The organism is Methylobacterium sp. EM32 (assembly GCF_040593685.1).
In the GTDB taxonomy this organism is placed as follows: Bacteria; Pseudomonadota; Alphaproteobacteria; order Rhizobiales; family Beijerinckiaceae; genus Methylobacterium.
The window spans coordinates 1-11,841 of record NZ_JBEXZS010000038.1; the positions used below are offsets into that span (position 1 = coordinate 1).

Consider the following 11,841-nt stretch of genomic DNA (forward strand, 5'->3'; position numbering starts at 1 on the left):
TCCACCGCTTGTGCCACGCCTGAGACCTTACGGCCCGCCCCACCCCCACAAACGACACGCCCGTCACAGCAAAATACCAATCCGACAGGCTGCTAGGGTCGAGCCCCGCAGGATGGACCTTTCAGAGCATGTCACACCTCGCGACGATCGCCTCGACCCTCGTCTCGGTGATCCTCCCGGTCTTCGGCCTGATCGCGATCGGTCGCCTGATCATCCGGCTCGGCGTCGTGGACAAGGGCGAGACGAAGGGGCTGACGAGCCTGATCTTCTGGATCCTGCTGCCGTCGCTGCTGTTCCTGTCGATGGTCGGCAACAGGAGCGCGCTGCGCCTCGACGTGATCGGGGTCTACTTCGCCGTGGCCCTGCCGCTCTTCGCCCTGTCGGTCCTCGGCGGGATCGCGGGGTTGCGCATGACCATCGCTCAGGCGGCGGTGTTCGGGCTGAACGCCGCGTTCGGGAACACCGTCCTCCTCGGCATCCCGATCGTCGGGGCGATCTGGGGCGGGCCGGGCCTCGCCATCCTCCTGTCGATCATCGCGGCGCACTCGCTGCTGCTCCTGCCGGCGGCGACGGTTCTCGTCGAGCTGGACCGGGGGGCGCAGCGGCAGAACCTCGTCCGCACGGTGCGGGACACGGTGGTCGGCAGCCTCAAGAACCCGATCATCTCCGCGATCCTGGCGGCGACGGCCTGGAACTGGACCGGCCTCCCCGTGCCGGAGGCGCTGCGGCGCATCCTCGAACTGCTCGCGCAGGCCGCGCCGACCCTGGCGCTGATCAGCCTGGGGGCCTCGCTGCCTGCTCTGCGCCGGGAGACCGTCGGCCCGCCGGTCCTCGTCGCCGTGGCCGTTAAGCTCGCGGTCATGCCGCTCTGCATGGGTCTCGCCGCGGCGGCGGCCTCCGTGCCGCAGCCGGCCTCGATCATCATGGTCGTCACGGCGGCGCTGCCGACGGGCGCGAACGCGTTCCTCCTCGCGCATCGCTCGGGCGCGATGATGGAGGTCTCCGCCGCCACGGTCGTCGTGGCGACGATCGTCTCCGTGGCGACGCTCACGGCCATCATCTCGGCGGCGCTGTGACCGGCCGCCGCGAGCCCGTCTCGCGTCGTCGGACACTATTCTGAGAGTTTATTTGACCCTCTCAACAGTCTTTCCACCCTCATGGTCATTCCGGGGCCGTGCATCGGAGCCCGGAGTGCCGAAGGCACGCCCAGACGCTCAGGTCGCACAGAACGAGGCGAATAGGCATTCGCTTTATCCTGGACCATCCGCGGTTCTGGATTCCGGGCTCCGCTGTGCGGCCCCGGAATGACTCGGAGTGTGATCAGTCTGTAGAGGCCACTCCAAAGGACTTCAAGACGCCGTCCGGCGTTTGGCCCGCGGTGCCGGTACCGCCTCCTCACCGAGCACCTTGCCCAGCATCAGCGCGGCGTCGTCGATGTCCCGCTGCAGGGCCAGCCGCGCCTCGGCCGGGTCGCGCCCGGCGATGGCGGCCCGCATCACCCGGTGGTGGTCGTTCGAGGCGCCCCAGGCACCGCTCGCCCCGAGAAGATTGAAGAACGGGCCGATCTGGAGCCAGAGGGACTCGATGATCGACAGCAGGGCGTCCGATCCGGACGCCCGGTAGATCGTGAAATGGAACGCCCGGTTCGCCGGAACGTAGCGGGCGCGGTCGCCCTGCTGCCTGGCCTCCTCCATCTCCGCGATGAGGTCGTCGAGCGGGCCCTGCTCCTCCGGCGTCATGCGCTCGGCCGCCCATCCGATCGCCGTGCCCTCGACCTCGATCCGGACGCGCTGCAGGTCCGCCAGGCGCTCGGGCGACAGGAACGGGATGCCGACCGAGCGCCCGGCGACGTTCGTCAGCGCCTTCTCGGCGACGAGGCGGTGCATCGCCTCGCGCACCGGCATGGCGCTGACGCCGAAGGCTTCCGCGAGACTCTGCACCGTCACCGTGCGTCCGGGCTCGATCCCGCCGGTGAGGATGAGCTCGCGCAACCGGACGTAGACGTGATCCTGCAGCGTCGCCCGCGACACGGGGGAATACGGCAGCACAGGCTGCGCGCGCGGGGGCGCCATGGGGATCCGCTCGTCTCTCTGGGAATGGTGTGCCCGGATCCTACCGGAGACCGGCTTCCGGAAAAAGGCCTTGTCGCGATTTTCGATCTGTGATTTTTGATCAAATAACGCGTCGGACGCCCAAGGACCAACCGTCCAAGAACCAGACGCGAGCATCGCACGCACGAACATCGCGTCGAACGCCGACGAGGCGACCGGGAGGGGACGTAGAGATGACCAGGACGCTGCTTTCGGCCGCGATGGCGGCCCTGTGCCTGACGGCGGGGCTGACGCACGCGGCATCGGCCCAGGAAAAGGCGCAGGAGAAAGCCCAAGAGAAGGCCAAGGTCTTCCTGAGCATGAGCTATATCGGGAATGACTGGCAGGCCGAGGCCGCCAACATGATCAAGGCCATGGCGGCGAGCCCCGCCGTCGCGTCGAAGATCGACCTCCAGGTCCAGGTCGCGGGCCCGAACGCCCAGAAGCAGATCCAGCAGATCAACGCCATGGTCCAGGCCGGCGCCAAGGCGATCCTGGTCTTCCCGATCTCGCCCACCGCCCTCAACCAGGTCGTCAAGAACGCCTGCGCGAAGGGCGTGATGGTGATCGCCTATGACGGGCAGATCACCGAGCCCTGCGCCTACAACGTCCATATCGATCAGCAGGAGGCGGGCCGGGTCACCGCCGAGTGGCTGGCGGGCAAGCTCGGCGGCAAGGGCAACATCGTGGCGATCACCGGCGTGCCCGGGACCTCGGTCGACAGCGGCCGGACCGAGGCCGCCAAGGCGGTGTTCGCCAAGCATCCCGGCCTCAAGATCGTGGCCGAGGCTCCGGGGATGTGGAGCCAGGCGGTCGCCCGGACCGAGCTCTCGAAGATCCTCGCAACCCAGGGCTGGGACAAGATCGACGGGCTGTGGATGCAGGTCGGCTGCTTCACCGCCAACCAGATGCAGCTCGAGGCCGGCATCCCCGCCGACAAGCTGAAGCCCTGCGCCGGCGAGGGCTCGAATGGCGGCCGCATCCAGATGCTGCCGAAGGGTACCGCGGTGGAGGGCGCGAACGGCGCCTACGCGCCGATGGGCGCGCCGCGCATCTCCTACGCCTCGCCGCCCTATTCCGGCGCCTACGCCCTCAAGCTCGTGCTCCAGAAGCTCGACGGCAAGGAGGTCCGGCGCGAGACGATCCTGCCGCTGCCGGTGGTGACGAACGAGACCGTGAAGCTCTGCAAGACCGGCACCTGGCAGGAGATGTCGGAGGGCTGCAACGCGTTCCAGCCAGCCTCCGTGTCGAATCCCGGCTGGTTCGCCTCGATCTTCTCGGCGGAGACGCCCGAGGTCGGCCTCAAGGCGGCGCTGAACGGCGAGCCCGAACCGGTCCGCTGACCGGTTCTCCGGAGCATTTTCCGACGAAGTGGATTCCGGTTCGTCGAAGAAAATGCGGCAAAATCAAAAACCTAGAGCGCTTCGTGATCGCAGCGCGATCGTGAATTGCTCTAGGGCGGCTCGGAGCCGCCTCGCGCGGCCCCAGGACTCCGCCGTGCCGCGCGTCATCAGCTTGAGAGCCAGGGCATGACCGACAGCTTCGAAGCGCTCACGCTCGACCGGGTCGTCAAGACCTACGGCGCGACCACGGCGCTCGGCGGCGCGTCCCTCACCATCGCCACCGGCGAGGTCCACGCGCTGCTGGGCGAGAACGGGGCCGGCAAGTCGACCACCGTCAAGCTGCTGTCGGGCCTGATCCGGCCCAGCGCCGGCGCGATCCGGGTCTTCGGCCGCGAGGTGGCGATGGCCCGGCCCGCCGACGCGCATCGCCTCGGCATCCAGACGGCGTTCCAGGAGATCAGCCTGGTGCCCGACCTCACGGTCGCGCAGAACATGCTGCTGCCCGGAGGACCACGCAACCGCCTGGGACTCCTGCGCCGGCGCGAGGGCGAGGCGCAGGTTCGCGCCCATCTGGAGCGGATCGGGCTGGCGTCGATCGACCCCCGCGCCGAGATCCGCGCCCTCGACCTGCCGCAGCGGCAGAAGATCGAGATCGCGCGCGCCGTGTTCCGCGATCCGCGCATCCTCCTCCTCGACGAGCCGACCTCGGCCCTGTCGGGCGGCGACATCGACTGGCTCGGCGGCCTCATTGCCGGGCTGAAGGCGCAAGGGGTGACGACGATCTTCATCTCCCACCGCATGGCCGAGGTGCGCCGGTTCTGCGACCGCCTCACCGTTCTGCGCAACGGCAAGGATGCCGGCGCGGCGCGGGTGGACGAGGTCGACGACGACACGGTGATCCGGATGATCATCGGGCGCTCGCTCGAGGCTACGTTCCCGCCCCGGCCGGCCCCTGCGGCCCGTCCGGCGGGGGCCGTCCCGGTCTTGAGCGGCGAGGGCTTGAGCACGGATGGACGCTTGCGCGACGCCAGCTTCGCGCTGTTCCCGGGCGAGATCCTGGGCATCGCGGGCCTGGCCGGGATGGGCCAGCAGGACCTGTTCCACGCCTGCTTCGGCCTCGCTCCGCTCACAGCCGGCACCCTCTCGGTCGATGGACGCCCCATCACCCTGCGCTCGCCGCAGGACGCCATCCGGCCCGAAATCGGCCTCGCGCTGGTACCGGAGGAGCGCAAGACCGAAGGCTTGTTCCTCAAGCGGGACGGCCGCTTCAACGTCTCGCTGCCGGTGATCGACCGCTACTCGCGCCTCGGGCTCGTCGACACGGCGGCCGAGGGGCGGGACGTGGCGGCCGCGCTGGCGCAGGTCGACATCCATCCGCGCGCGATCTTCACCCAGGCCGGCGCGTTCAGCGGCGGCAACCAGCAGAAGATCGCCATCGCCAAGTGGCTGATCACCGGCGGCCGCGTGCTGCTGATGTTCGATCCGACCCGCGGCATCGACATCGGCACCAAGCACCAGCTCTACGTCCTGATGCGGGATTTCGCGGCGGCGGGCGGCGCGGTGCTGTTCTACTCGACGGAGATCACCGAGCTCGTCAACCTCTGCGACCGGGTGCTCGTCCTCTACGGCGGCACATTCGTCGACGAGATGCCGGCCGGGGCGATCGACGAGGAGCGGATCATGCGCGGGGCCCTCGGCGGATCCGGAATCCATCGCCAGGGAGCGCCGGCATGACGACCCTCGCCGAGACACCCGTCCGGGCTTCAAGTCCCGCGTCGCGCCCCGGTGTCGGGCTGTCCTCCCTCGCGCGGCACCGGGGCGCGCTGATCGCGCTCGCGGTCTTCGCGGTGCTGTTTTCCGTCGTCGTCCTCGTCTCGGGCTTCAACTACTTCCAGTTCAGCTTCATCGCCTCCGGCGGGGCGGCCCTGGCGCTGGCGACCGTCGGGCAGACCTTCGTGGTGCTCACCGGCGGGTTCGACCTCTCGGCCGGCGCCGTGGTCTCCCTCGTCAACGTCGTGCTCGGCACCGGGATGGGGGCGGGGATCGGCTCGCAGATCCTGTTCGGGCTTCTCGCGCTCGGCATCGGGGCGGTGGTCGGGGCGGTCAACGGCGTCCTCGTCGCCTACGTCCGGATGCAGCCGATCGTCGTCACGCTGTCGACGATGTTCATCGTCCAGGGCGTGACGCTGCTGATCAGCGACAAGCCGGGCGGCACCATCGCGCCCGAATTCGTGGCCTTTTTTACCGGCGACGCGATCCCCGGGATCCTGCCGGCGCCGGTGCTCGTCGTCGCGGGGGCGGCCGCCCTCTGGCTCCTCGTCCGGGCGACGCGGTTCGGAATCGGCCTCTACGCCGTCGGCAGCGACGAGGACGCGGCCTTCGCCTCGGGTCTCGCCACGCGCTTCGTCACCTTCCGGGCCTACGTGCTGGCGGGTACCTTCTACGGCGCGGCCGGCGCCTTCGTGTCGGCGCAGACCGGGTCGGCGGACCCGCTCGTCGGCAATGCCATGCTGCTGCAGATCTTCGCCGCGGTGGCGCTCGGCGGGACGGTGCTCGGCGGCGGCCGCGGCGGGGCGATCGGCTCGATCATCGGCGCCTACACGCTGATGATCGCGGTCAACCTCCTGCTCGCCCTCGACGTCCCGGCCTTCTACTCGTCGGTGGCCGAGGGGACCCTGCTCATCCTCGCGGTGGTGGGCGGCTCGTTCGGCCGGCACTCTCCCCTGGCGAACACCCTCCGGCTCGGGGTCCTCACCCTCAAGGCGCGCCGGGACGGCACCCTGGCCTCTGCCCGCCGGTCGGACCGCGCGGCCCTCGTCCTGCCGGCGGGCCCCCGCCGGAGCCACGAGCCCGCCGCGTCCGGCTGGCTCGTGCGGAACCGCGACGCGCTCAAATACACGCTTCCCGCCTATGCCGGCCTCGTCCTGGTGCTGGTGGCGACGCAAGCGCTCAACGGCAACGCTCTGACCAATCCGGGCTTCTTCAACTCCCTCGTCGTCCTGTCATCCTTCCTGGCGATCCTGGCGCTCGGCCAGGGCACGGCAATCCTGACCGGCGGCCTCGATTTGTCGCTGCCGTGGATGATCTCGCTCACCGGCATCGTGGTGGCGGGCCTCGTCAGCGGCTCGGACCAGGCGGCGCTGTGGGCGGTGCCGCTCGGGCTCTGCCTCGGCACGGCGCTCGGCGCGGTCAACGGGCTCGGCATCGTGCTCCTCGGCCTGCCGCCGATCGTCATGACGCTCGCCATGAACGGCATCCTCCAGGGCGCGGCGCTGGTCTATAGCGGCGGCACCCCGGCCGGCTTCGCCTCGCCGGCGATGCGCTGGGTCATGACCGGCCGGTTCCTCGGCGCCACGCCGGTGGTATGGGGCGTCGCGGCCTTCGCGCTGGCCGCGACAATCCTGCTCGGCCGCAGCGTGTTCGGGCGCCGCGTCTACGCCGTCGGCAACAGCCCGCTCGCGGCCCGCTTCAGCGGCGTCGGCGTCGGCGGCACCTTGATCGGGGTCTACGCCCTGTCGGGCTTCTGCGCAGCGCTCGTCGGCATCCTGCTCGCCTCGTTCAGCGGCCAGGCCAGCCTCGGCATGGGCGACGAGTATCTGCTGCCGTCGATCGCCGCTGTGGTGGTGGGCGGCAGCCTGATCACCGGCGGCCGGGGCCGCTACCCGGGCATGCTCGGCGGCGTGCTGCTGCTCACCGCGCTCTCGACCCTGCTCGCCGGCACCATGCTGCCCCACGCGGTGCGGGACATCATCTTCGGCCTCGTCGTGCTCGGGGCCGTGCTCGCCCTGCGCGATTGAGGGCGACCAAGACGCCTGAAACGACACGAATGGGAGGTACACCATGCGCATCGAGATCCTGGCGGACGTGAAGACGACCCTCGGCGAGGGCCCGCTCTGGGACACCGACGAGCAGCGCCTCTACTGGATCGACAGCTTCGACGGGCGGGTCTTCCGCTGCACGGCGGACGGGCGCGAGATCCGGGCCTGGGACGTGCCGCAGAAGATCGGCTCCATGGCGCTGCGCCGCGGCGGCGGGGCGATCGTCTCGCTGCAGCGCGGGTTCCACGCCCTCGACTTCGAGACCGGCGAGGTCACGCTGATCCACGATCCCGAGCCCGGCCGGCCGGCGAACCGGCTCAACGACGGCAAGGTCGACCGGCAGGGCCGCTTCGTCGCTGGCTCGATGGACACGATGGAGGAAGGCGCCAACGGCGCGCTCTACCGTCTCGATCCCGACCTCACCGTGCACGAGCTCGACCGCGGGATCATCTGCTCCAACGGCCCGTGCTGGAGCCCGGACGGCGCCACCTTCTACTTCAACGACACTTGGTCGGGCGAGATCTGGGCCTACGACTACGACACCGCGACGGGCAACGTCTCGAACCGGCGGACCTTCGCGACGGTCGATACCTCGCGCGGCGGCGCGGCCGATGGCTCGACGGTCGACGCTGAAGGCTGCCTGTGGAACGCCCTCGTCTATGACGGCAAGCTCGTCCGCTACCGGCCGGACGGCACGGTCGACCGGGTCATCGACATGCCGGTCAAGAAGGTGACGAGCGTGATGTTCGGCGGCCCGGATCTCGATGTCCTCTACGTGACCTCGATGGCCAAGCCCCCGCTGCCGCGCTTCCCGGGCGACGGGCCGCTGCGAGGCAGCCTGTTCGCCATCCACGATCTCGGCGTGCGCGGGGTCCCGGAGATGCGCTTCGCCGGGTGACGGCCCGGCGGGCACCGTGACTCGGATCACGCCGGCGGATTTCGCTTCAGATCCTGAAAGCCTGCGATCCGCCCGGCGATCGCGCTCGCCGCCACCGTGGCGGGGCTGGCGAGCCAGACCTGCCCGGGCCCCGAACGGCCCGGGAAGTTGCGGTTGATGGCCGAGATCGTGACCTGCTCGCGGGTCTCCGAGGCGCCCGGGCCGCAATTGGCGCAGGCGCCGCAAGCCGGCTGCATCACCTCCGCGCCGACCGCCGCGAAGGCGTCGAGATAGCCTCGTTCCTCGCAGTAGCGGCGCACGTCGATCGTCCCGAATTGCAGGATCAGCCGCACCCCGGGCGCCACCGTCAGGCCGTTCTGCGCCGCCCAGGACAGGACCTCGTGGTAGCGGTCGAAATCCTCCCGCTTGCCGGCGGTGCACGAGCCGCCATAGGCGATGTCGATCGCCACCGGCGCGTCGAGGGCGTCGAGGGGGATGCCGTTGCCGGGATCGCCCGGGCGCGCCAGCATCGGCGACAGCGTGGCGACGTCGATGCCGATCTCGGCCGCGTAAGGGGCGCCCGGATCGCTCCGCATCCACGCCTCCAGGGCGGGCGCGGCGCCGCGGCGCTCCCTGAGAAAGCGCAGGGTCTCGGCGTCGGGCGCGACGAGGCCGGTGAAGCCGCCGAGTTCGGCCGTCATGTTGGTGAGCGTCGCCCGTTCGTCGGTGGAGAGCGAAGCGACCGCCTCGCCTGCGAACTCGAACACCCGGCCGACGCCGAGACCGGCGCGGATCTCCGGCAGCGCCAGGAGGTGCAGCACGATGTCCTTGGCGCCGACGCCCGGGGGGAGCGCGCCGTCGAGCGTGACCCGGATGCTCTCGGGCATCGCGAACCGCACCGCCCCGGTGACGAAGGCGTTGGCGATGTCGGTCGTGCCGACCCCGAAGGCGACGCAGCCGACCGCGCCGGCATGCGGCGTGTGCGAATCGGTGCCGACGACGAGGTGGCCCGGTAGCGCGTACCGCTCGGCCATTAGCGCGTGCGAGATGCCCTCGGAGCCCGGCCCATCCGGCAGGTACCCGTGATGGGTCAGGCCGTGCTCGGCCACGAAGGCGCGGTGGGCCCGCGACGCCTCGCGGATGAAGGGCATCAGCTCCCGGTGGGCGCGGCTGAGATGGGTGTAGGAATAATGGTCCTCAAAGGCGAGGATCGAGGCGGGATCGTGCAGCGTGAGGCCGGCGCCGACCATCTCGTCGAGCAGGTGGCGGGCCATGCCGGTATAGATGTCGTGGATGAAGCGCAGGTCCGCGCGCACGAAACCGCTCGCGCCCGCCTCTCCCACCGATGGGCAGGATGCTGTCGCCAGCGCGTGGCGCCGCACGACCTTCTCGAAGTAGGTCCGAGGCCGTCCGTCGTCGGGGAGCGGCGCGGGCCGGGCCCCGGCGAGCTGCGCCCGGCCGTAGGCCAGGAGCCCGCCGGCGCGCAGGATCGCCGCGGCGAGGGGGTCGCGGCCGGCCACCAGCTCGTCCACCGTCACCGCCTCGCCGGCCCGGATCCGGGCGACGAGGCCGAGATCGGTCGAGGTGAACAGGCCGAGATTGTCGGCGTTCTGGCGGTAGATGCGCTCGAAGCTCTCCGCGATCACCAGGCGGATGCCGGCGAGCCGCTCGGCGAGCGGCGCGTGCTCGCGCGAGGAGCCCTTGCCGTAGCGGGCGCCGCCCACCAGCACCGAGAACCCGCCGGCCTTGAGCACCTCCAGCCCGATCGGCATCTCGTCCCCGGCCCGGAAGCCGAGATGGGCGTGGTCGGCGAGCCGCGCGTCGAAATGGACCAGCGAGGGCACCGGCGTGATCTCGTCGGTGGAGATCTCGGCCCGCAGGGGAAGGGCTGCTTCGAGATCGATGTCTTCGCCGGCGAGCTGACGGCGGATGAGGGACGCGTCCGCGGTCAGGCAGAGGACGCGCCCGGGCAGTGCGAGGGTGGAGGGGTCGCTCATGCGGCGTCCATGTGATCTGTTCCCGTTATACGATCTCCGCTTGATCCGTTCGGCTCAGGATAGAGCGCGTCTCCCCTCTCCCGTGTGGGAGAGGGGTTGGGGGTGAGGGTGCTACGGTTCTGAGTTTGGCTCGAACCGCAGAGCAGCCGGCACGATGGTCACAGCTTTACACTGAAGCGTGTCACCCTCACCCCTACCCCTCTCCCACACGGGAGAGGGGATCCCGCGCTCTATTTTCGAGTCCCAGTCAAGCGCAACCCCACTTCAATGCGAAATCTTCTCGAGTTCGAGCCCGGTGGTGCGCGGGCCCATCAGGCCGATCGTCAGCATCACCACGCTCATCGCGCCGGCGATGAACACGAACACCCCGGTCACCCCGAAATGCTCCAGCATGAAGGCGATCAGGAAGGCGTTCAGGATCGCCGAGAACCGGCTCCAGGAATAGACGAAGCCCACCGCCCGGGTGCGGATGCCGGTCGGAAACAGCTCCTGCTGATAGGTGTGGTAGCTGTAGGAGATGATGTTGCCGGCGAGCGTCAGCATCACCCCGAGGCTGACGATCGCCACCGCGCTCGACGCCTGCGAGAACAGCAGCCCGCAGACGATGTTGACGCCTGCCATCGCCACGATGACGTGCTTGCGCTCGAACCGGTCGGCGATGAGCAGCCCGAGCAGCGGGCCGACGGGCGCCGCGAGCGCGATCAGCGTGGTGTAGCCGAGGCTGGTCGTCACGGTGATGCCCTGCTTGATCAGGAGCGTCGGCACCCAGTTGGCGAAGCCGTAATAGCCGATGGTCTGGAAGATGTTGAACAGGATCATCATCACGGCCCGCCGGCCGTAGGGCGCGGCCCACATCTCGGAAAACCGGGTGTGGTGCACCACCGTCTCGGCCGGGCCCGGCGGCGGCAGCGGGCGGCCGAGGTCGCGCTCGACGCTGCGCTCCAGCCCGGTCATCACCCGGTCGGCCTCGTCGAGCCGGCCCTTCATGGCGAGCCAGCGCGGGCTCTCCGGCAATTCGCGGCGCAGCCACCAGACGAAGACCGCGCCGACGCAGCCGATCAGCACCACCCAGCGCCAGCCGTCGAGGCCGAGCGGCGCGTGCGGCACCAGCAGGTAGGCGAGGTAGGCGACGATCGGCACCGCCGAGAAGCCGAAGGCCTGGCACAGCGCGTTGGCGCGGCCGCGCAGGTGCTTGGGCACCAGTTCCGAGACGTAGGTGCCGATGGTGACGATCTCGACGCCGATGCCGAGCCCGGCGATGAAGCGCCAGAGATTGACCCCGAACGCCGTGTCCTGGAACGCCATCACGCCGTTGGCGGCGCAGTACCACAGCAGCGACCAGGTGAAGATCGACCGGCGCCCGAAGCGGTCCGACAGGAAGCCGCAGGCGATCGTGCCGATGAATAGTCCCGAGAACAGGGCGGCGACGAAGCTCGCGACGCCCGTGGTGCCGAACAGGCCATGGGTGGTCGGCGTGAGGATGCCGGACTTGACCAGCCCCGGCGCGACGACGCCGGTGAACAGGAGGTCGTAGAGCTCGAAGAAGAAGCCGAGGCCGAGCAGCATCACCAGCCGCCACACGGTGCGGGTGGCGGGGAGCCGGTCGAGGCGGGCCGAGATCGTCCCGGCGCCGGCGACGACGGGGGCCTCGGCGGCGGCGATGGGCACGGCCTGTGCGACGGACAGGGTCATGGGGCGTCTCCTCGTGGGCGGTTC

Annotated in this window: 8 protein-coding genes; 5 read left to right on the top strand and 3 right to left on the bottom strand. The window is 70.1% G+C overall.

All coding sequences use genetic code 11. The annotated features are described in order from the left end of the window. Nucleotides 1-128: 128 nt before the first annotated feature. On the top strand, nt 129-1,076 hold the full coding sequence (locus ABZT49_RS05595; protein WP_355284132.1) for an AEC family transporter: 948 nt from the start codon (nt 129-131) through the stop codon (nt 1,074-1,076). Nucleotides 1,077-1,349: 273 nt separating this feature from the next. Here the strand turns inward: ABZT49_RS05595 and ABZT49_RS05600 are convergent, their stop codons facing one another. Continuing rightward, nucleotides 1,350-2,072, bottom strand: coding sequence for a GntR family transcriptional regulator (locus ABZT49_RS05600; protein WP_355284135.1), 723 nt, complete (start codon nt 2,070-2,072; stop codon nt 1,350-1,352). Between the two features lie 212 nt (nt 2,073-2,284). Here ABZT49_RS05600 and ABZT49_RS05605 point away from each other — a divergent pair, with 212 nt between their 5' ends. The 4 genes from ABZT49_RS05605 (at nt 2,285) to ABZT49_RS05620 (ending at nt 8,149) form a co-directional block, all read left to right on the top strand. After that, nucleotides 2,285-3,433 carry a sugar ABC transporter substrate-binding protein gene (locus tag ABZT49_RS05605; RefSeq protein ID WP_355284138.1) on the top strand — a complete coding sequence of 383 codons (1,149 nt, stop codon included), beginning with the start codon at nt 2,285-2,287 and terminating at the stop codon, nt 3,431-3,433. Nucleotides 3,434-3,619: 186 nt separating this feature from the next. Next, nucleotides 3,620-5,167, top strand: a complete 1,548-nt coding sequence (locus ABZT49_RS05610; protein ID WP_355284140.1) for a sugar ABC transporter ATP-binding protein — start codon at nt 3,620-3,622, stop codon at nt 5,165-5,167. Further along, entirely contained in the window at nt 5,164-7,230 is a 2,067-nt protein-coding gene (locus ABZT49_RS05615; RefSeq protein WP_355284143.1) for an ABC transporter permease, read from the top strand. The genes ABZT49_RS05610 and ABZT49_RS05615 overlap by 4 nt, the downstream gene beginning before the upstream one ends. 43 nt (nt 7,231-7,273) lie before the next feature. Then, nucleotides 7,274-8,149, top strand: coding sequence for an SMP-30/gluconolactonase/LRE family protein (locus tag ABZT49_RS05620; protein ID WP_355284145.1), 876 nt, complete (start codon nt 7,274-7,276; stop codon nt 8,147-8,149). A 26-nt stretch (nt 8,150-8,175) separates the two neighbouring features. On the opposite strand, the gene ABZT49_RS05625 is transcribed toward ABZT49_RS05620, so the two are convergent. Together ABZT49_RS05625 and ABZT49_RS05630 are read right to left on the bottom strand one after the other, a co-directional pair. Next, nucleotides 8,176-10,125 carry an aconitase family protein gene (locus tag ABZT49_RS05625; RefSeq protein WP_355284148.1) on the bottom strand — a complete coding sequence of 650 codons (1,950 nt, stop codon included), beginning with the start codon at nt 10,123-10,125 and terminating at the stop codon, nt 8,176-8,178. A 264-nt stretch (nt 10,126-10,389) separates the two neighbouring features. Then, nucleotides 10,390-11,817, bottom strand: coding sequence for an MFS transporter (locus ABZT49_RS05630; protein WP_355284150.1), 1,428 nt, complete (start codon nt 11,815-11,817; stop codon nt 10,390-10,392). Nucleotides 11,818-11,841: the final 24 nt, after the last annotated feature.

What these genes read in the sequence shown, in the direction of transcription:
- ABZT49_RS05605 (WP_355284138.1), top strand. Translation starts at nt 2,285, where the DNA reads ATGACCAGGACGCTGCTTTCGGCCGCGATGGCGGCCCTGTGCCTGACG.
- ABZT49_RS05610 (WP_355284140.1), top strand. Translation starts at nt 3,620, where the DNA reads ATGACCGACAGCTTCGAAGCGCTCACGCTCGACCGGGTCGTCAAGACC.
- ABZT49_RS05615 (WP_355284143.1), top strand. Translation starts at nt 5,164, where the DNA reads ATGACGACCCTCGCCGAGACACCCGTCCGGGCTTCAAGTCCCGCGTCG.
- ABZT49_RS05595 (WP_355284132.1), top strand. Translation starts at nt 129, where the DNA reads ATGTCACACCTCGCGACGATCGCCTCGACCCTCGTCTCGGTGATCCTC.
- ABZT49_RS05630 (WP_355284150.1), bottom strand. Translation starts at nt 11,817, where the DNA reads ATGACCCTGTCCGTCGCACAGGCCGTGCCCATCGCCGCCGCCGAGGCC.
- ABZT49_RS05620 (WP_355284145.1), top strand. Translation starts at nt 7,274, where the DNA reads ATGCGCATCGAGATCCTGGCGGACGTGAAGACGACCCTCGGCGAGGGC.
- ABZT49_RS05600 (WP_355284135.1), bottom strand. Translation starts at nt 2,072, where the DNA reads ATGGCGCCCCCGCGCGCGCAGCCTGTGCTGCCGTATTCCCCCGTGTCG.
- ABZT49_RS05625 (WP_355284148.1), bottom strand. Translation starts at nt 10,125, where the DNA reads ATGAGCGACCCCTCCACCCTCGCACTGCCCGGGCGCGTCCTCTGCCTG.